Source organism: Aeromicrobium sp. 50.2.37 (assembly GCF_024655735.1).
Lineage (GTDB): Bacteria > Actinomycetota > Actinomycetes > Propionibacteriales > Nocardioidaceae > Aeromicrobium.
In genome coordinates, this window is record NZ_JANLGG010000001.1 from 1 (window position 1) to 18,229 (window position 18,229).

17 protein-coding genes are annotated in these 18,229 nt (G+C 70.8%); 10 read left to right on the top strand and 7 right to left on the bottom strand.

The features are described 5' to 3' along the window. Positions 1 to 62: 62 nt before the first annotated feature. From NUV38_RS00005 to NUV38_RS00015, 3 genes are all read right to left on the bottom strand, one after another. Positions 63 to 944 carry a glutamate ABC transporter substrate-binding protein gene (locus NUV38_RS00005; protein WP_257727164.1) on the bottom strand — a complete coding sequence of 294 codons (882 nt, stop codon included), beginning with the start codon at positions 942 to 944 and terminating at the stop codon, positions 63 to 65. A gap of 58 nt (positions 945 to 1,002) precedes the next feature. Beyond that, positions 1,003 to 1,731, bottom strand: a complete 729-nt coding sequence (locus NUV38_RS00010; RefSeq protein ID WP_257727443.1) for an amino acid ABC transporter ATP-binding protein — start codon at positions 1,729 to 1,731, stop codon at positions 1,003 to 1,005. A 224-nt stretch (positions 1,732 to 1,955) separates the two neighbouring features. Then, the gene (locus NUV38_RS00015; RefSeq protein WP_257727165.1) at positions 1,956 to 3,515 is read right to left on the bottom strand and encodes an LVIVD repeat-containing protein; all 1,560 of its coding nucleotides are present in this window, start codon (positions 3,513 to 3,515) and stop codon (positions 1,956 to 1,958) included. Positions 3,516 to 3,637: 122 nt separating this feature from the next. Between NUV38_RS00015 and NUV38_RS00020 the strand changes: the two genes are divergently transcribed. The 3 genes from NUV38_RS00020 to miaB all read left to right on the top strand — a co-directional run bounded on the left by NUV38_RS00020 (position 3,638) and on the right by miaB (position 6,410). Further along, the gene (locus tag NUV38_RS00020; protein WP_257727166.1) at positions 3,638 to 4,333 is read left to right on the top strand and encodes a DUF305 domain-containing protein; all 696 of its coding nucleotides are present in this window, start codon (positions 3,638 to 3,640) and stop codon (positions 4,331 to 4,333) included. 76 nt (positions 4,334 to 4,409) lie between these two features. Continuing rightward, positions 4,410 to 4,832 carry a VOC family protein gene (locus tag NUV38_RS00025; protein WP_257727167.1) on the top strand — a complete coding sequence of 141 codons (423 nt, stop codon included), beginning with the start codon at positions 4,410 to 4,412 and terminating at the stop codon, positions 4,830 to 4,832. 69 nt (positions 4,833 to 4,901) lie between these two features. Further along, positions 4,902 to 6,410, top strand: a complete 1,509-nt coding sequence (gene miaB, locus NUV38_RS00030; protein WP_257727168.1) for a tRNA (N6-isopentenyl adenosine(37)-C2)-methylthiotransferase MiaB — start codon at positions 4,902 to 4,904, stop codon at positions 6,408 to 6,410. 127 nt (positions 6,411 to 6,537) lie between these two features. Here the strand turns inward: miaB and NUV38_RS00035 are convergent, their stop codons facing one another. Together NUV38_RS00035 and NUV38_RS00040 are read right to left on the bottom strand one after the other, a co-directional pair. After that, positions 6,538 to 8,616: a YhgE/Pip domain-containing protein gene (locus NUV38_RS00035; RefSeq protein ID WP_257727169.1), complete on the bottom strand. Its 2,079-nt coding sequence runs from the start codon at positions 8,614 to 8,616 to the stop codon at positions 6,538 to 6,540. Next, positions 8,616 to 11,510 carry an MMPL family transporter gene (locus NUV38_RS00040; protein WP_257727170.1) on the bottom strand — a complete coding sequence of 965 codons (2,895 nt, stop codon included), beginning with the start codon at positions 11,508 to 11,510 and terminating at the stop codon, positions 8,616 to 8,618. The genes NUV38_RS00035 and NUV38_RS00040 overlap by 1 nt, the downstream gene beginning before the upstream one ends. Before the next feature lie 51 nt (positions 11,511 to 11,561). Here NUV38_RS00040 and NUV38_RS00045 point away from each other — a divergent pair, with 51 nt between their 5' ends. Genes NUV38_RS00045 through NUV38_RS00055 form a run of 3 tightly spaced genes read left to right on the top strand, consistent with a single transcriptional unit; the run spans position 11,562 to position 13,264 of the window. Then, positions 11,562 to 12,200, top strand: coding sequence for a TetR/AcrR family transcriptional regulator (locus tag NUV38_RS00045; protein WP_257727171.1), 639 nt, complete (start codon positions 11,562 to 11,564; stop codon positions 12,198 to 12,200). Between the two features lie 37 nt (positions 12,201 to 12,237). Continuing rightward, on the top strand, positions 12,238 to 12,690 hold the full coding sequence (locus tag NUV38_RS00050) for a hypothetical protein (protein WP_257727172.1): 453 nt from the start codon (positions 12,238 to 12,240) through the stop codon (positions 12,688 to 12,690). 4 nt (positions 12,691 to 12,694) lie between these two features. Beyond that, positions 12,695 to 13,264, top strand: coding sequence for an HhH-GPD-type base excision DNA repair protein (locus NUV38_RS00055; RefSeq protein WP_257727173.1), 570 nt, complete (start codon positions 12,695 to 12,697; stop codon positions 13,262 to 13,264). A gap of 27 nt (positions 13,265 to 13,291) precedes the next feature. Here NUV38_RS00055 and NUV38_RS00060 read toward each other — a convergent pair whose 3' ends face one another. Beyond that, the gene (locus tag NUV38_RS00060) at positions 13,292 to 13,861 is read right to left on the bottom strand and encodes a hypothetical protein (RefSeq protein ID WP_257727174.1); all 570 of its coding nucleotides are present in this window, start codon (positions 13,859 to 13,861) and stop codon (positions 13,292 to 13,294) included. A gap of 64 nt (positions 13,862 to 13,925) precedes the next feature. Between NUV38_RS00060 and NUV38_RS00065 the strand changes: the two genes are divergently transcribed. Beyond that, a complete protein-coding gene (locus NUV38_RS00065) occupies positions 13,926 to 14,624 on the top strand; it encodes a hypothetical protein (protein ID WP_257727175.1) in 699 nt (232 codons plus the stop codon). 4 nt (positions 14,625 to 14,628) lie between these two features. On the opposite strand, the gene NUV38_RS00070 is transcribed toward NUV38_RS00065, so the two are convergent. Then, a complete protein-coding gene (locus NUV38_RS00070; RefSeq protein WP_257727176.1) occupies positions 14,629 to 14,850 on the bottom strand; it encodes an antitoxin in 222 nt (73 codons plus the stop codon). Between the two features lie 70 nt (positions 14,851 to 14,920). On the opposite strand from NUV38_RS00070, the gene miaA reads away from it, so the two are divergent. The 3 genes from miaA to hflX are packed head-to-tail and all read left to right on the top strand — an operon-like array spanning position 14,921 to position 18,135. Beyond that, positions 14,921 to 15,877 carry a tRNA (adenosine(37)-N6)-dimethylallyltransferase MiaA gene (miaA, locus tag NUV38_RS00075; protein ID WP_257727177.1) on the top strand — a complete coding sequence of 319 codons (957 nt, stop codon included), beginning with the start codon at positions 14,921 to 14,923 and terminating at the stop codon, positions 15,875 to 15,877. A gap of 9 nt (positions 15,878 to 15,886) precedes the next feature. Beyond that, positions 15,887 to 16,717 (top strand): diaminopimelate epimerase, encoded by an 831-nt coding sequence (gene dapF, locus NUV38_RS00080; RefSeq protein WP_257727178.1) that lies wholly within the window; start codon positions 15,887 to 15,889, stop codon positions 16,715 to 16,717. Beyond that, positions 16,714 to 18,135 carry a GTPase HflX gene (gene hflX, locus NUV38_RS00085; protein ID WP_257727179.1) on the top strand — a complete coding sequence of 474 codons (1,422 nt, stop codon included), beginning with the start codon at positions 16,714 to 16,716 and terminating at the stop codon, positions 18,133 to 18,135. Before dapF ends, hflX begins: the two co-directional genes overlap by 4 nt. Positions 18,136 to 18,229: the final 94 nt, after the last annotated feature.

Below are 18,229 nucleotides of genomic sequence, written 5' to 3' on the forward strand. Positions count from 1 at the left end.
CCCCCCCCCCCCCCCCCCCCCCCCCCCCCCCCCCCCCCCCCCCCCCCCCCCCGCGGGTCGGGTCAGGCGTCGCAGGCGTCCAGCTCGGGCGGGGAGGGCACGTCGTTGCCCGACTTGCCCAGCGTCGCGTCGAAGGCCTTCTCGAAGTCACCGTCGCTGAACGCCTTCTCGAGGGAGTCGTCCAGGAACTGGCACATCTCCGGGGCGTCGGGGCTGTAGCCGATGCCGTAGCGCTCCTCGGAGAACGGCTCGCCGACGACCTTGAGCCGGTCGGGGTTCTCGGCGGCGTAGCCGAGCAGGATCGCGCCGTCGGTGGTGACGGCGTCGACCGACCCGTTCAGCAGCTGGTCGACGCACTCGGAGTAGGTGTCGAAGCCGGCAGGCTGGGCGCCGTACTCCTCCTCGACCGTCTTGATCGAGGTCGAGCCCTTCACCGAGCAGACCTTCTTGCCGTCCAGGTCGTCGGGGCCGTTGATCGAGTCGTCGTCCTTGGCGACGAGCAGGCTCTGGCCGGTGACGTAGTACGGGCCGGCCTGGCCGACGATCTGGCGGCGCTCATCGGTGATGGAGTAGGACGCGATGACCAGGTCGACCGTGCCGTTCTGCAGGAACGGCTCGCGGTTGTCGGAGATGGTCTCGACCCACTCGATGTCGTCGGGACTGAGACCGAGCTGGCCGGCGATGATCTTGCCGACCTCCGGGTCGATGCCGGTCGGGTTCTCCTGACCGGCGCCCTTGAAGCCGATGCCGGGCTGGTCGAACTTCACGCCGATCTTGATCGACCCGTCGTCCGCGATCTCGGCCATCCGCGAGCCCTCGGGGAACTCGGGGTTGTCGACGACCTCGTACTCGTTGCCGGACGCCGCCGTGCCGTCGTCCTCGCCTGCGTTGCCGCAGGCCGAGGCGGCCAGGACGACCGCTGCGGCGACTGCCGCGAGCTTCATGCTGCGCACCTTCATGGGAGCTTCCCCTCGATCGGTTGGTTGGGTTCGAACAGGTGGATCAGTGGTTGAGGATCTTGCCCAGGAAGTCCTTCGCGCGGTCCGACGACGGAGCGTTGAAGAACTCGTGGGGGGTGTTCTGCTCGACGATGCGTCCGTCGGCCATGAAGACGACGCGATCGGCGGCGGTGCGAGCGAAGCCCATCTCGTGGGTGACGACGATCATCGTCATGCCGCCCTTGGCGAGGTCGATCATGGTGTCGAGGACCTCCTTGATCATCTCCGGGTCGAGCGCCGACGTCGGCTCGTCGAAGAGCATGACCTTGGGCTCCATCGCGAGCGAGCGTGCGATGGCCACCCGCTGCTGCTGGCCGCCGGAGAGCTGGGCGGGGAGCTTGCTGGCCTGCGACTCGACACCGACCCGCTCGAGCAGCTCCATGGCGCGCTTCTCGGCGTCGGCCTTGGCCTGGCCGCGGACCTTGATCGGGCCGAGCGTCACGTTCTCGAGCACGGTCTTGTGCGCGAAGAGGTTGAACGACTGGAAGACCATGCCGACGTCGGCGCGGAGCTGCGCGAGGGCCTTGCCCTCGGCGGGGAGCGGCCGGCCGTCCACGTGGATCTGGCCCTCGTCGATCGTCTCGAGGCGGTTGATCGTGCGGCACAGCGTCGACTTGCCCGAGCCCGACGGTCCGATCACGACGACGACCTCGCCCCGGGCGACGTCCAGCTCGATGTCCTGCAGCACATGCAAGGAGCCGAAGTGCTTCTGGACCCCGTGCATGGCCACCATGGGTGTGTCAGCCATGCGGGACAACCTATCGGCGTCCTCGGTCGTCCTTGCAAGTCCGCAACCGAATCGTCACCTGCGTCGAGGACGCGGCAACGCCGCGGACACACGCCCGGGACACGCGCAGGGCGACACACGTCGGCCGCCGACGCAGGGAGTTGCATCGACGGCCGACGCCTCGTTACCGCGAGGGTGGGAGTGCCGGCTCGCGGTCGTGCGGTCGAGCCCTACTCGCGGTAGCGCGGCTGGCTCTGCGGGTTCAGCTCGTCGAAGCGGACCCGCTCGGCGCCCTTGATCCGACGGTCGTCGACCTTGAACACGTCGAAGCCGCGCTGGATCTCGTTGGAGTAGACGTAGCCGTTGTAGTAGTACGTCGACCAGGGGCCGCCGACCACGAGTCGCTGGGCGTCGTTGGGGCCGCGGTCGTGCCAGGCGATCTCCTTGGGGTTGGCGGAGTCGGTGAAGTCGAACATCGACCAGCCACCCTGGTACCAGGCCTGGACCATGATGTCCTTGCCCTTCACCGGGACGAGCGAGCCGTTGTGGGCCACGCAGTTCTCGGTGTTCGCCTGGGTGCGGGGGATCTTGTAGTAGCTCTTGAACTCCAGGGCGCCCTTGCGGGTGATGTCGTAGATCCCGTTCGCTCCCTTGGTGTCGCCCACGGTCGGGTTGCAGGTGGGCGCGCCGCCGCCGCCGAGCTCGTCGGTGAAGACGACCTTGGTGCCGTCGTTGTTGAACGTGGCGGAGTGCCAGAACGCGAAGTTCTCGGTGTCGCGCACGTTCTCGGTGACCTTCGGCTTCTCACGGTCACGGATGTCGAGCAGGATGCCGTCGCCCATGCAGGCGCCGGCCATGATGTCCTTGCTCGGGTAGGCCGTGAGGTCGTGGCAGCCGCTGGTCTCGCGCGAGTAGCCGCCGGCCGGGTTGCCCCCGCCGGGGAACAGCACGGGCTGGGCGATCATCGCCGCCGCCGAGGGCTTCTTCAGCGGCACCTTGACGATGCTGATGGAGTCCAGCGGAGGCTGGCAGTCCGGGAACGCGGCGTCGGGCGCGTACGACGAGACGTAGACGTAGAGGTCGTTCTTCGAGCCCTTGCCGGGCTTGCCGCCCTTCCCCTTGCCCGGCTTGCGGTTGCCGGGGGCCAGGGTGTGGGTGTGCGAGCCGCAGGGTGTCTCGACGGCCGACACGTACTTCGGCCTGCGCGGGTCGGAGATGTCGAAGACCTTGACGCCCTCCCACGAGTCCTTGATGGTGGCCGACTGCGCGGTGCTCTGGCACGAGGCGTCGCTGCGCGAGGAGTCGGTGCTGAGGATCAGCACGTCGTCGTACACGGAGATGTCGTTCTGCGAACCCGCGCACACGACCTGCGTGACGACCTTGGGCTTCGCGGGCTTCGAGATGTCGTAGACCATGAAGCCGTTGTAGTTGCCCGCGAAGGCGTACTTGCCCTGGAACGCGAGGTCGCTGTTGAGGGCGTCCTCGGAGGCGAACGCGCCCTGCTTGGCGATGGTGGCGATGCGCTCGACGTTCGTGCTGCTCGCCTCCTCGCCGGGTGCGAGGTCGGCGCCGCTGGCGTTCATCCGAGCGGTGTCGTTGCCCGGAAGGCAGTTGCCGGCCAGGCGGTCCGCCTCGGACAGCACGACCTCGCCGTCGCACTCGTCGGACGTGGTGTCGCGGGCCTGCACCTCGGCCGTGGCGGCCATGGGTGAGAGCAGTGCCGCGGTGAGCGCGCCGGTGGCGGCGGCTCCGAGCAGGGCCGTGGTGGCCCGTCTGCGCGAGATACGCATAGGTGTGTCCTTCCCCCGAAGTGTGGCTATCCTCGCTGAAAGCCGTCATGACGACAAGGGCGACGCGCGGACTCGTCCGTGACGTTCCCGCGACGGCGACACTTCGGGGGAAGGAACCACGTATGCGTCGTCCGAGTCCCACGTTCGGCCGCGGAGCAGCCGCCGTTCTCGTCGCCGTGGCCGTGCTCGCAACCGGGTGCTCCGGGGACGATCCGTCGCGGAAGGTCGACGGCACGATCATCCAGCCCGGCATGCCGGGAGAGGACTCCGAGGAGCTCGACGAGGCACCGGAGATCGAGCGTGCCCGGGCCAACGACGCCGACATCGAGTTCGTGCAGATGATGATCCCGCACCACGCCCAGGCGCTCGAGATGGCGCAGCTCGCCCCGAAGGCCGGCGGCAGCAAGGCGGTGCGCACGATGGCCGACCGCATCGACGGCGCCCAACGTCCCGAGATCGTCTACATGGCGGGCTGGCTGACCGACCAGGGTCTCGACGCTCCCACCAAGGAGCAGATCGAGGGCGGCAACATCCCGATGGGCCGCCACGGCGGCCACGGGTCGCACGGGGGCGACGTGCACGAGATGGCCGGCATGGCCAGCGAGGCCCAGATGGCCGCCCTCGCGAAGGCGGAGGGTGCGCAGTTCGACCGGCAGTTCCTCGAGCTGATGATCATGCACCACCAGGGCGCGATCGAGATGGTCGGCGACGTCGTCCGCCAGGGTGCGGACCTGCAGGTCAACGAGCTGGCCACCAGCATCGCCGCCGACCAGACCGCCGAGATCGACCGGATGCGCCAGATGCTCGCCGACCTCTGAGCAGGTCGACCCGGCCTGCAGGCGAGCCGGGGTCGTGTGAGTGTGGAGGCACACCCACCGCACCCGAGGAGTCCCCGTGCCGATCGCCGCCACCGACTACGCCCACGTCCGTCTGACCGTCCGCGACATCGATGCCTCGCGTCGCTTCTACGACTCCGTCTTCGGCTTCGACGTGGCGTTCGAGCTGCCGGAGAACCCGGACGAGGAGACCCGCGAGCAGCTGGCGTTCCTCTTCGGCGGCGTGATCTACCAGTTCCCCGGCGGCCTCCTCGGCCTGCGCCCTGTGGCTCCCGGCCACGACTCCTTCGACGAGGACCGGACGGGGCTGGACCACCTCTGCTTCGCGGTGGCCGATCGTTCGGCCCTGGACGACGCCGTCGCGGTGCTCGACGACCTCGGCATCGACCACGAGGACGTCAAGGACCTCGGCGGTCAGCTGATCCTGGAGTTCCGCGACCCCGACGGCATCGCCCTGGAGATCACCGCCCCGGCCGTGTGACGACCGGTACCGTGGCGGCCTGTGGCCGTAGCCGGTGGTGGCGGGATCGCCGCGTAGACTCGTGCGGTCATGACTGCAGCGACGTCGCCAGGGGCGAAGACCTACGAGGTGCGCACCTATGGGTGCCAGATGAACGTGCACGACAGCGAGCGGCTGTCGGGCCTGCTGGAGACCGCGGGCTACGAGAAGGCCGGTGACGGTGCGGGCATCCCGGACCTCCTGGTCTTCAACACCTGCGCCGTGCGCGAGAACGCCGACAACAAGCTCTACGGGAACCTCGGGCACGCCGCGAGCCTCAAGGCCAAGAACCCCGGCATGCAGGTGGCGGTCGGAGGCTGCCTGGCGCAGAAGGACCGCACCACCATCACCGACAAGGCGCCGTGGGTCGACGTCGTGTTCGGCACCCACAACATCGGGTCGCTCCCAGTACTGCTCGAGCGCGCCCGCGTGCAGGAGGAGTCGCAGGTCGAGATCCTCGAGTCGCTCGAGGTCTTCCCGTCCACGCTGCCGACCAAGCGCGACTCCGTGTTCGCCGCCTGGGTCTCGATCAGCGTCGGCTGCAACAACACGTGCACGTTCTGCATCGTCCCCGCCCTGCGCGGCAAAGAGAAGGACCGTCGGCCCGGCGACATCCTCGCCGAGGTGCAGGCGCTGGTCGACGACGGCGTGGTCGAGGTGACGCTGCTCGGCCAGAACGTCAACGCCTACGGCGTCGAGTTCGGCGACCGTCAGGCGTTCGCCAAGCTGCTGCGCGCGTGCGGCGAGATCGAGGGTCTCGAGCGCGTGCGGTTCACCAGCCCGCACCCGAAGGACTTCACCGACGACGTCATCGCCGCCATGGCCGAGACGCCGAACGTCATGCCGCAGCTGCACATGCCGTTGCAGTCCGGCTCCGACCGCGTCCTCAAGGCGATGCGTCGCTCCTACCGCCAGGAGAAGTACCTCGGCATCCTCGACCGGGTCCGTGAGGCGATGCCCGAGGCCGCGATCACGACCGACATCATCGTCGGCTTCCCCGGCGAGACGGAGGAGGACTTCCAGCACACGCTCGACGTCGTCCGCAAGGCCCGGTTCTCCAGCGCCTTCACGTTCCAGTACTCCCAGCGCCCCGGCACCCCGGCGGCGACGCTGCCCGACCAGCTGCCGAAGGAGGTCGTGCAGGAGCGGTACATGCGCCTGGCGGCCCTCGTCGAGGAGTCGTCGTGGGTGGAGAACCAGCGGCTCGAGGGTCGGACCGTCGAGCTGCTCGTCTCCGACCACAGCGCCGCCGGCGGCCGCAAGGACCACGAGACCAAGCGCCTGACCGGCCGCGCGCGCGACAACCGCCTCGTGCACTTCGTCCCCGGCGACCACGACGTGCGTCCCGGCGACTTGGTCGAGGTCACGGTCACGCACGCCGCCCCGCACCACCTCGTCAGCGACGCCGAGCCGGTCTCGTACCGGCGCACCCGCGCGGGCGACGCGTGGGAGGCCCGCCAGGGTCGCACCGAGGTGCGCCCCGCCGTCTCCCTCGGCATGCCCGCCGTCGGGGTCCCGGCCCCGCTTCCGGTCGCCGACGCTCCCGCCTGCGCCCGCTGACCCTTCCCGGCGCTCCTGCACCGAGATTCCCAGGTCGACCTGGAAATCTCCCACGACGCACGACGACCTCAGCCGTGCACGGGTAGCAACCCGTGCACGGCTGAGGTCTCCGTGCGTGGCGGCTGGGTCAGACCTGCAGGGTCGGGTGCAGCCGCGTGATCGAGACCCGCTGGCGCCGCTTGGCCGCCAACGCCGTGGCGCCCAGGGCCAGCAGCGCGAAGACGACGAGGACGAACGCGTCGAACGCGACGCCCTCCGTGCCGCCGGCGGTGGCCGCCCGGAACCCGTGGACCGCGTAGGTCATCGGCAGCAGCGAGTGCAGGAACCCGAAGAACGACGGTGACGTCTCGATCGGGTACGTACCGCCGGCGGCCGTCAGCTGCAGGCAGACGAAGACGATCGCGAGGAAGCGTCCAGCCCCGCCGAACCAGGCGATGAACGTCTGGTTGATGGCCGTGAAGACCAGCCCGGTGAGCACGGCGAGACCGAGAAGCAGCCACGGCTGCGAGGCCCCGACGCCGACGACCCCCAGCAGCACGCCCACCAGTAGCACCGCCTGCACGAGTGACAGCGCGGCACCCGGGACGAACCCGGCCAGGGCCGTGCGCACGCTGCCGGCGGCCGAGGCGACGGCGCGCGCCGAGAGCGGCCGCAGGAGCAGGTAGATCGACATCGCACCGACCCACAGCGCCAGGGCCATGAAGTAGGGCGCGAGTCCCTCGCCGTAGGAGGAGACCTTGTTCAGCCGGTCGGCGGCGTCGGTCACCGGCGTGGCCGCCGTCTTGGCCAGCTGGTCGCGCTCGTCCTCGGTGTAGTCCGGAACCTGCTCGCTGCCGTCGCTGAGCCCCGACTGCAGCTCCAGTGCGCCGTCGCGCAACGCGCCCGCGCCGTCGGCCAGCTGGTTCGCCCCGTCGGTGAGCTGGCCGGCTCCGTCGGCCAGGCGGTCGGCACCGGTGGCGGCGTCGTCGGCACCGTCGGCCAGCTGGGAGGTGCCGGAGCGAAGGCGGTCGGCGCCGTCGGCGGCGTCGCCGATCGCCCCGACGAGGGCCGGCACGTTGTCGGCGAGCTCGCGGTTGCCGTCGGCCACCCGTCGGGCGCCCTCGTTGAGTGCGGCCGACTGCTCGCCGATCGTTCCCGCCTGCCCGACGAGCCCGTCGATCTGGGTGCGAGCCGTGGCGGCGGAGTCGGCCGCCGCGTCGAGGTCCGCGCACTGCGCGGCGGGTGCGCCGCTCTCGCGACACGCGGTGGCAGCGTCACGCAGGCTCTGCTCCAGCGTCCCGAGGCGCTCGTCGATCTCGTCGGTGCTGCCGGTGATGGCCCCCACGACCTGCTGCACGATCCGGTCGAAACCGGCGACGCCGGTGGCCACCTGCTCGGCACCGTCAGCGAGCTGCTCGGTCTGCCCGGGCAGGGGAGCCGTGCGGTCCTCGAGCTGTCCGAGACCGCCCGCCAGCTGTCCGACGCCGTCGTCCAGCTGGTTCGCCCCGGTGGCGAGCCGACGCGTGCCGTCGGCGAGCGTCGTGGCCCCGTCGGCCAGCTGCGCCGTGCCGTCGCTGAGCTGGTTCGCGCCGTCGCCCAGCTCTCCGGCACCGTCGGCCAGCTGCCCGGCGCCGTCGGCCGCCTCCTCGAGGGACGCCTTGATGTCGGTGAACCCGAGGTAGAGGTTGCCGAGGTACGTCTCGGTGACCTGGGCGTTGAGCGAGGACTTGGCGGCGTCGAGGATGCGGTCGGCGATCTGGCCGTTGACGAAGTTCACGGCGTCGTTGGTCTTGAGGTCGAGCCGACCCTGCACGGCCGCGGACGGGTCGCCGCTCGTCGACGTGGCCGCCTTCGAGAGGTCCTTGGGGATAGTCAGCACGGCCTTGTAGGTGCCGTCCGCCAGCCCGGCGCGGGCGTCGGCCGCGTCGGTGAGCAGCCAGTCGTAGTTGTTCCTCGAGTCGTCGCCGATGAGGTTCGCGGCCAGCTCGCGGCCGACGGCGACGGGCTGCTTCTCCCCGTCCTGGCCGGCCACCTCGATCATCTCGTCCTCGTTGACCACGGCGGCCTGGACGTTGTCGAGCCGTCCGGTGGGGTCGAGGTTGGCCCAGATGTAGAGGGCGCCGTAGAACAGCGGCACGATCGCCACGGCGAGCACGGCGGCACGAGTGATCCGGCTTCGGCGGAACCGCGCGAGCTCGAACCAGGGCAGGGACGGGGAGGGGAACATCAGATCATCAGCTCATCGAGGGTGCGACGGGTGTCGAGCTCCAGCAGGTGGAGCCGGGGCGAGGGTGTCGACTGGGCCGGGGCGGAGGACGCGGCCTGGACGCCCGCGACGAGCGCGGTCGACCGGTCCTCCAGGAGGTGGGCGAGCGTCGACCACAGCAGGTCGATGTGCTCGGTGGCGCGCAGGTCGTCGGCATCGTCGACGACCAGGACCTGCGGGTCGGACAGCAGGGCCAGTGCGACGCCGAGCGTCTTGCGCTCCAGTCGGGTCAGCTCGGAGACCAAGGTGGTGCCGGCGACCTCGTGGAAGGACAGGCCCGCCTCGTCATGGGCGGCCTCCAGTGCGCGGTTCATCGAGTTCCGCACGGGCGTCACCTTCGACCTCGACACCCACAGCCCGAAGGTGCGGATGGAGAGCCGCTCGGCGATGTGCTGGTCGACGGTCAGGTTGGGGTCGAGGTCGTTCACGTCGCGGAACTCGGCGAGGGCCACCGCCTCGCGGACGGCCGGCGACTCCTGCGGGAGCAGGTGCCCGGCGACGCGCAGCCGGCCCTCGTCGAAGGCCATGCGGCCCGCGATCGTGAGCAGCAGGGCCGTCTTGCCGCTGCCGCTGGGGCCGTGCACGACCAGCCAGTCGCCGGCCGGCACCTCGAGGGTGACGTCGTTGTAGACGAATCCCTCCTGCGTCTGGAGCGTCAGCCCGGCAGCGGAGACGGCCGCGGTGGAGTCGCGACGTGGCCAGGACTCCAGCTCGACCCTGCGGTGCAGCGCCTCGCCCTCGACGTCGACGTGGGGGAGGACCTTCGCGAGCCGCGCGGGCATCCACCATGCCCGGTCGCCGGCGTAGCGCATGACCGCCGGGGCGAAGAGCATGCGCACCAGGAAGGCGTCGGCGAACACGCCGATGGCCAGCGCGAACGCGATCGGCTTGATGTTCACGTCGCCCTCGGGCACGAACGCGGCGAACACGGCCAGCATGATCACCGCCGCGGCGGTGACCACCCGCGAGCTGCCGACGAAGCCGTCGATGATGGCCCGGTCGGCGTCGCCGGTGCGCACGTACTCCTCCTTCATCCGCGACATGAGGAAGACCTCGTAGTCCATGGACAGGCCGAACAGCACCGCCATCAGCAGGATCGGCAGGAAGGAGATGAGCGGACCCGTCTGGTCGAGGTGAACCAGGTCGGCGAACCAGCCCCACTGGAACACCGCGACCACGGCCCCGAACGCGGCACCGGTGGACAGGACGAAGCCCAGGGTCGCCTTGACCGGCACGAGGACCGAGCGGAACACCACCATGAGGAGCAGCACCGACAGGCCCACCACGAGGACGCCGAAGGGCAGCAGCGCACCCTGCAGCCGCTCGGAGACGTCGATGCCGACGGCGGTGAGACCGGTGACGGCGACGTCGACGCCGTGCTCCTTCTCCCAGCCCGGCGCCTCGGCGCGGATGCGGTCCACGAGGTCCGCCGTGGCGGCGTCGGCCGGTCCGGTCGACGGGATCACCTGCACGACGGCGGTGTCGGCGGTCCGGTTGGGCGTGGCCAGGCCGATCTGCTCGACGCCCGGCGTGGCGCGCAGGTCCTTCTCGACGTCGGCCACGACGCCGAGCGGGTCGCGCGAGGTGATGACGTCGAGCGTCACGAGCAGCGGCCCGTTGTACCCGGGCCCGAAGTACTCGTCGACCAGGTCGTAGGAGTCGCGCTGCGGCGTGCCGACCGGCTCGGTGCCGTTGTCGGGCAGAGCCAGCTGCAGGTCCTTCACGGGCAGGGTGGCGATGGCCAGGATGCCGACCACGAGCACCATGGCGACGGCCGGGAACTTCGTGGTGAGCAGGACCCAGCGTCGGGAGAACCCGCCCGGAGGACGCTCGCCCTCCTTCGCCTTGAGCCGGTCACCGGCGCGGCCGAGCAGTGCGGGAAGCAGGGTCAGCGCCACGGCGACCGCGACGGCCACGGCGAGCGCACCTCCGATTCCCATGACGGTGAGGAACGGGATGCGGGCCACGGCCAGGCCCACGAGCGCGATCATGACCGTCACGCCGGCGAAGACCACGGCCGAGCCGGCGGTGGCGACGGACCGGGCGGCGGCCTCCTCGGCCGGGACGCCCTCGCTCATCAGCTCGCGGTGCCGCGACAGGATGAACAGCGCGTAGTCGATGCCGACGGCGAGCCCGATCATGAGCGCCAGCAGGGGAGCGGTCGACGAGACCGACAGGAAGCCCGTGGCCGTCCAGATGAGCTCCATCGACACGACCACGCCCACGAGGGCGGTGATGATCGGCAGGAACGCCGCGCGCCACGACCGGAACATCCGGTACAGCACGAAGAGCGCGACGACGACGCCGATGATCTCGATGATCGAGAGCTTGGGCCCGGTGTTGGAGAAGGCGTCACCGCCGAAGGCCACGGTGTAGCCGGCGTCCTCCAGGCTCGAGCCGGTGTCCTGCAGGTCCGACTTCAGCTTCTCGGTCACGTTCTCGAAGCCGCCCGACAGCTGGACCTGCACCTGGGCCGCGCGGTCGTCCTTCGAGATCGAGGCGTCGCGGGCCATCTCGTCGTACGGCGAGGTCACGTCGGTGACGCCGTCCACGCGCTCGAGGTCGGAGACGGTCCGCTCCACGAGGGCACGTGACTTCTCGGAGTCGATGGAGGTGCCGTCGGGCGCCACCACCACAACGTAGGCGGACAGGCCGGCCAGCTCGGGGAAGGTGCGCCCGAGGTCGGCGAAGGCGTCGTTGGCCTCCGAACCGGGGATGTCGAACTCGTCCCGCGTGCCGTCGCCGAGGGAGAGGGCGGCGCCGGCGCCGATCATCACCACGAGGATCCACGCGAGCAGGACGCGCGTGTGGTGGACGAACGAGCGGCGCCCCAGCTCGTAGAGGTACGTGGACATGAGACTCACGATACGTTTCCGTATCCGATACAGCAATGTATCGTGAGTGTCGTGTCCACCACGTCCGCGTCCTCCCCGGATCACCTCTCCGCGCGCCGCGCCGCCACCCGTGAGCGACTGCTGGACGCCGCCCGCACGCTGCTCGTGCGCGAGGGTCTGCAGGGCGTCTCGGTCGAGCGCCTGTGCGACGAGGCCGGCTACACGCGGGGCGCGTTCTACTCCAACTTCGAGTCCAAGGACGAGCTCGTCGTCGCCCTCATCGAGCGTGAGCACGAACGCGTCCTGGGCACGCTCAAGGAGGCGGCCGACCCCGCGCGTCTCGCAGGATTGTCGGCCGAGGAGGCTGCCGGTGCGATCCTCGAACGCTTCGTGCTGCTCCAGCCACCCGACCACGACGACTTCCTGCTGCACCTCGAGCTCCAGCTGCGGGGGCTGCGCGGCGACGTCGGCGGTGAGGTGTTCGTGGGCTGGTGGAACGACGTGATCGCCGGCATCGCAGAGGTGGTGACCACGGCCCTCGACTCCTTCGGCCTCCGGCTGACCCTCGACGTGCGCGACGTGTGCACCATCCTCATCGGCACGTGGGACGCCATGGTCCTCGGAGCCCTGGTCGACGGCCGGCCGGTCGACATCGACACGCTGCGGGCCACGCTTCCGCGGATGCTGCTCGCCCTCACCGAGCCCGCCTGATCCGGGCCGGTCGGATGCTGACTGGCACGATGGGGGCGTGACCTCGGGCAAGCGACGTCCAGGGACTGCTCGGCTTCGTTCAGCGTTCCTTCTCCACGGCTGGCCCTTCCGCGAGCAACGGCGGGACGACGAGGTACGGCACGCCATGAAGGGCCTACCGAACATCCACGTGAGCGCTTCCGTCATGACCATCGCGGGCTGCCTCTGGGAGTTCGGAGAAGACGCTCTCGCCGATCGTGCGCTGTCGATGTCGCGTGAGGACCACGCCGCGATCCAGCGCATCTCTGCTTCGTGGAGCAGCTCGAGTCATCAGCTTCCGGTCTCCGGCCAGAAGATCTCCCGCGGGCACGTCCTGGCGCTGGCTGCGGTGGGATACTTCGAAGGTTCACTCCGCCCGCTGGCACGAGATCGTCGCCGACCGGGGAAGCAGCGACCGGTTCGGTTCACCCCGCGCCGGCCCGATCTCGGGCCGCTCGGTGGGGGAGAATGAGCGCATGGCCATCCAGATCGCACAGGACCCCGCAGCCGACCGCGTGCTCAGCGACGACCCGTTCGCACTCCTCGTGGGCATGCTGCTCGACCAGCAGTACCCGATGGAGCACGCCTTCCGCGGCCCGGCCAAGATCCTCGAGCGGTTCGGCACCCTCGACCCCGCCGCCATCGCGCAGGCCGATCCCGATGCCTTCGCCGACCTCTGCGCCACTCCTCCCGCCATCCACCGGTACGGCCGCTCCATGGCCGGGCGCGTGCAGGCGCTCGCGACGGTCGTGGTCGACGAGTACGACGGCGACGCCTCGCGCATCTGGTCCGACGTCGGCAGCGCGCCGGTGCTCATGAAGCGGCTCACCGCCCTGCCGGGCTACGGCGAGCAGAAGGCGAAGATCTTCACGGCCCTCCTGGCCAAGCAGCTCGACGTGAAGCCGCGCGGCTGGACGAAGGCGTCCGGCGACTACGCCAAGAAGGGCTACCGCTCGGTCGCCGACGTCGTGGACGCCGACTCCCTGCAGAAGGTGCGTCAGTTCAAGAAGGCCAAGAAGGCCGAGGCGAAGGCCGCGCAGGGGTAGGTTCCGGCACGCTCGAGCGCTGCGGGCTCAGACCTCCTGGTCGCCGGCGGAGAACGGGTCGACCAGCACGTCGGGCACGCGGCAGACGCCGTCGGCGGCGCGGTCCATCCGTTCGACGACCGGTCGGTCGTCGGGTCCGGTGGGCACGCGGAAGGTGGCGTCGAAGCCGGTGCTCACCTGGCGGGCGTAGCGGTCCCGCGCGCGCAGGAGGCTGTCCCAGTCCGCGAGCCAGGCGTCAAGGGGACGGTCGGCCCGACGGGTGGGCGCGTCGATGCGGCGCACCGTGTCGATCATCCGCTCGACCGCGAGGTTCTGGTCGGCCAGCACGGCGGCCTGTCGTCGCGGCGGCCCGCCGACCCGGAGTCCGTCCACGGTCGAGGTCATGATCGCGCAGGCGATGGTGAGGACCCCGGTGACCTCGGGGTCGTCGAGGTGGCCGCGCTCGTCCTGCTCGAGTGAGTGGAGCAGGGAGAACGTGGCGGCCGCGGCCACCGCGAGCGCGACCAGCGGGGCCAGCAGGGCCATCCACCGCCACCCGGAGGAGACCGGCGGCGGGTCGTAGTGCCAGGCGTCCTCGTCGGGCAGGTAGGCGGGCACGAGGTCATGGTGCCACGGGGGCGCTCGTCCGGCGGGTCGAGCGCGCACCGCCTACGCTCGCCCCGTGCCCAGCGTCGCGTTCTGCCCCTGCTCGCCCCTGCTCGCCGCAGGTGCTCTGGTCGGTGACGTCATCGAGATGGAGGTGGTGCAGGCCGAGGCGCTCGCGGCCGTCCGCAGGCTCGTCGACGACGCCCCGGCCAGCGTGGTCGTGCTCGGCTCCGACGCACCGCAGGCCCCGGCGGACGAGCGCGCCGGAGGCTCGCTCGCGCCACACGGGATCGACGTGACCGCTGGCGGCCCCGACGGCGGGCTCGGGCTGGCCCACACCCTTGGTGCGTGGCTGCTCGACCAAGCAGGCTGGACGGGCTCGCGCGCCTACGTGCACGAGGTGCACGCGTCCGACCTCGACGACGCTGCCCTGCTCGTCGTGGCCGACGGCTCTGCCAGGCGATCCGAGCGCGCGCCAGGACACCTCGACGACCGGGCCGAGCCGTTCGACGCCACGATCGCCGCAGCCCTGGCCGACGGTGACGCCGACGCACTGGGCGGCATCGACCTCGAGCTCGCGGACTCCCTGCTGTGCGCAGGCGCACGGACCTTGCGCACGGTGGGCGACGCCGTGTCCGCTCGACTGCACGCCACCGAGGGTGCGTCGGTCGACGGCGCCGGGACGGCCGATCGTGCAGGGGTCGAGGCGCGTCTCGTCCTCGACGAGGCGCCGCTCGGTGTCGGCTGGTTCGTCGCGCAGTGGCGCGTGCCCTAGCGGCTCAGGGCTTCTTGCCGTCCTCGGCTAGCTTGTCAGCGGCGTCCTTGGCCTTGCCGGCCGCGCCGTCGATCTTGCCCGAGTACTTGCCCTTCGTGGCCTTGTCGGCCAGGTCGGCGGCCTTGTCGATGCCCTGGTCGATCTTGTCGTTCTGGGTCTTGGCCAGCTCGGAGGCCTTCGCCTTGAGCTCCGGTGCGTTCTTCTTCAGCTTGTCCAGGAAGCCCATCGCGTTCTCTCCTCGTCCGGGGGAGCCGGTGCGGTCCCCGTGGTGGCGAGCGTACTGAAAGACTCCGAGGGTGAGTAGTGCTCCACATCTCGTGGTCGTCGTCGGCCCGACGGCCTCGGGCAAGTCGACCCTGGCCGTCGACCTGGCGCTCGCCCTCGGTGGCGAGGTGGTCAACGCCGACGCCGTGCAGCTGTTCCGTGGCATGGACATCGGCAGTGCCAAGGTCACCGAGGCCGAGCGGCGCGGCGTCCCGCACCACCTGCTCGACGTGCTCGACGTGCACGAGGCGACGTCGGTGGCGACGTTCCAGCGCGACGCCCGCGCCACGATCGAGGACTGTCTACGTCGTGGTGCGACGCCGGTCCTCGTCGGCGGGTCGTCGCTGTACGTGAGGGCCGTGATCGACGACTTCGAGTTCCCCGGCACGGACTCCGAGGTGCGCGAGCGCTACCAGCGTCGGCTCGAGACCGAGGGGGCCGAGGCGTTGCACGCCGAGCTGCGGCGGGTGGCTCCCGAGGCTGCCGACCAGGTGCTCCCCACGAACGGTCGTCGGCTCGTGCGGGCGCTGGAGGTCACGGAGATGACCGGCCGTCCGTTCGTCGCGAGCCTCCCGGCTCACCACTCGATCTACCGTCGCGTGACCCTGCTCGGGCTCGACGTCCCGCGTCCGGTGCTCGACGAGCGCATCGTGCGCCGGGTCGACGCCATGTGGGAGCACGGTTTCGTCGAGGAGGTGCGCGGCCTGCTCGATGCCGGGATCGACGGCTCGCCTACGGCGTCGCGCTCCATCGGCTACCAGCAGGTGCTCGCGCTGCTGCGGGGGGAGGCGAGCGACGATGAGGCCCGCGCCGAGACGGTGCGGGGCACCCGGGCGTTCGCCCGGCGACAGGACCGGATGTTCCACCAGGACCCGCGGGTGCACTGGCTGCCCCACGACGAGCCCGACCTGCTGACCCGTGCGCTGGACCACGTGGCACGGGGTGGGGAGCCCGGCGACGGCACGGATCCGTCGGGCCCGCGGCCGTAGACTGGTGTCATGACTTTCCCCTGGCTCAAGGGGCACGGCACCGAGAACGACTTCGTCCTGCTCCCCGACCACGACGGCACGGTGCACGGCGACCTCGATCCCGCGTTCGTGGCGGCTCTGTGCGCGCGACGCAGGGGCATCGGTGCCGACGGCGTGCTGCGCGTGGTGCGTTCCGCCGTGCTCGACGAGCCCCAGGCCGCCGCCAGCGCAGGGGAGTGGTTCATGGACTACCGCAACGCCGACGGCACCGTCAGCGAGATGTGCGGCAACGGCGTCCGTGTGTTCGCCCGGCACCTGCTCGACGAGGGTCTCGTGCCCGAGGGCGAGCCGGTCGTGGTCGGCACCCGCGACGGCGACAAGATCGTCACCCGCGACGGCGACGACTACGTCGTCGACATGGGTGGCGCGACGTTCGTCGAGGGCAGCAAGGTCGTCGTCGACGGACGCGCCTGGGAGGCCGTCGGCGTCCGTACCGGCAACCCGCACGCGGTCGCCTTCGTCGACCGGCTCGACGACGCCGGCTCCCTGCTCACCGAGCCCGAGTACGACGCGCGGGTCTACCCCGACGGCGTGAACATCGAGTTCGTCGACGTCCGCGGTGACCACCACATCGCGATGCGGGTGCACGAGCGCGGCTCCGGCGAGACGCGGTCCTGCGGCACCGGTGCCTGCGCCGCAGCCGTCGCGACCGCCTCGGTGCAGGCCGACACCCTGCCCACGACCTATCGCGTGGACGTGCCCGGCGGCACGGTCCGCGTCACCTGGACCGCGGACGGCCGCGTGCTGCTGGCCGGTCCCGCCGAGATCGTCGCCCGTGGCGACATGGAATGGATGGCATGAGTCGACCTACCCCCACCTCCGGACCCGGCGTCGACGAGGAGTCGCAGCGGGCCACCGAGGGCGCACACGAGGGGCTCGAGCTGGCGGAGCGCCAGTCGCTGCGCCGCGTCGCCGGTCTGCGCACCGAGCTCGAGGACATCACCGAGGTCGAGTACCGCCAGCTGCGGCTCGAGCGCGTCGTCCTCGTGGGTGTGTGGACCGACGGGTCGGCCGAGGACGCCGAGAACTCCCTGGCCGAGCTCAAGCTGCTCGCCGAGACCGCAGGGTCGGAGGTGCTCGACGCGCTGCTCCAGCGTCGTCAGCGTCCCGACGCGGCCACGTTCATCGGCAGCGGCAAGGTCGAGGAGCTCACGGCCGCCGTGCAGGCCACTGGCGCCGACACGATCATCTGCGACGGCGAGCTCGCCCCCAGCCAGCTGCGCAACCTCGAGGACCGCACCAAGGTCAAGGTCGTCGACCGCACCGCCCTCATCCTCGACATCTTCGCCCAGCACGCGAAGTCGGCGGAGGGCAAGGCGCAGGTCGAGCTGGCCCAGCTGCAGTACCAGACCCAGCGTCTGCGCGGCTGGGGTGGCAACCTGTCGCGTCAGGCCGGTGGCCGTGCCGCCGGCGGTGAGGGCATCGGTGGCCGTGGTCCCGGTGAGACGAAGCTCGAGACCGACCGTCGTCGCATCCAGGCCAAGATGGCCAAGCTGCGCCGCGAGCTCAAGGCGCTGCGCACCACGCGCGACATCAAGAAGGCCCAGCGTCGGCGCAACGCCGTGCCGGCGGTCGTCATCGCCGGCTACACCAACGCCGGCAAGTCGAGCCTGCTCAACCGGCTCACCGGCGCCGGTGTGCTCGTCGAGGACGCCCTGTTCGCGACCCTCGACCCGACCACCCGCAAGACCCAGGCCAGCGACGGACGGGTGTACACGATGTCCGACACCGTCGGGTTCGTGCGCCACCTGCCGCACCAGCTCGTCGAGGCGTTCCGCTCCACGCTGGAGGAGGTGGCCGAGTCCGACCTGGTGCTGCACGTGGTCGACGCGTCCCATCCCGACCCGGAGGGGCAGATCGCCGCGGTCCGCGAGGTGTTCGCCGAGATCGACGCGACCGGGGTCCCGGAGATCATCGTGCTCAACAAGGCCGACGCCGCCGACCCGATGATGGTCAAGCAGCTGCTCGCCCGCGAGCCGCACGCGGTCCTGGTGAGTGCCCGCACGGGCGAGGGCATCGACGAGCTGCTCGCAGCGATCGAGGCGGACCTGCCCCGGCCCGAGGCCCGGGTGGACGTCGTGGTGCCCTACGACCGGGGCGACCTGCTCAGCCTGGTGCACCAGACCGGGGAGATCGAGACGCTCGACCACGCGTCCGACGGCACGCACCTCGTCGCCCGCGTCTCCGACGAGCTCGCGCACCAGCTCAACGAGCTCTGACCGTCTCGAGCGCGCCGAGACCACGCACGCCCCCGCTGGTCGAGTAGTCCGACCGGCGACGGAGGAGCTCGGTCGGACGTATCGAGACCATCCG

Excerpts from the sequence above, each read along its gene's own strand:
- NUV38_RS00005 (WP_257727164.1), bottom strand. The coding sequence starts at position 944 with ATGAAGCTCGCGGCAGTCGCCGCAGCGGTCGTCCTGGCCGCCTCGGCC.
- NUV38_RS00010 (WP_257727443.1), bottom strand. The coding sequence starts at position 1,731 with ATGGTGGCCATGCACGGGGTCCAGAAGCACTTCGGCTCCTTGCATGTG.
- NUV38_RS00015 (WP_257727165.1), bottom strand. The coding sequence starts at position 3,515 with ATGCGTATCTCGCGCAGACGGGCCACCACGGCCCTGCTCGGAGCCGCC.
- NUV38_RS00020 (WP_257727166.1), top strand. The coding sequence starts at position 3,638 with ATGCGTCGTCCGAGTCCCACGTTCGGCCGCGGAGCAGCCGCCGTTCTC.
- miaB (WP_257727168.1), top strand. The coding sequence starts at position 4,902 with ATGACTGCAGCGACGTCGCCAGGGGCGAAGACCTACGAGGTGCGCACC.
- NUV38_RS00035 (WP_257727169.1), bottom strand. The coding sequence starts at position 8,616 with ATGTTCCCCTCCCCGTCCCTGCCCTGGTTCGAGCTCGCGCGGTTCCGC.
- NUV38_RS00040 (WP_257727170.1), bottom strand. The coding sequence starts at position 11,510 with ATGTCCACGTACCTCTACGAGCTGGGGCGCCGCTCGTTCGTCCACCAC.
- NUV38_RS00055 (WP_257727173.1), top strand. The coding sequence starts at position 12,695 with ATGGCCATCCAGATCGCACAGGACCCCGCAGCCGACCGCGTGCTCAGC.
- NUV38_RS00070 (WP_257727176.1), bottom strand. The coding sequence starts at position 14,850 with ATGGGCTTCCTGGACAAGCTGAAGAAGAACGCACCGGAGCTCAAGGCG.
- dapF (WP_257727178.1), top strand. The coding sequence starts at position 15,887 with ATGACTTTCCCCTGGCTCAAGGGGCACGGCACCGAGAACGACTTCGTC.
- hflX (WP_257727179.1), top strand. The coding sequence starts at position 16,714 with ATGAGTCGACCTACCCCCACCTCCGGACCCGGCGTCGACGAGGAGTCG.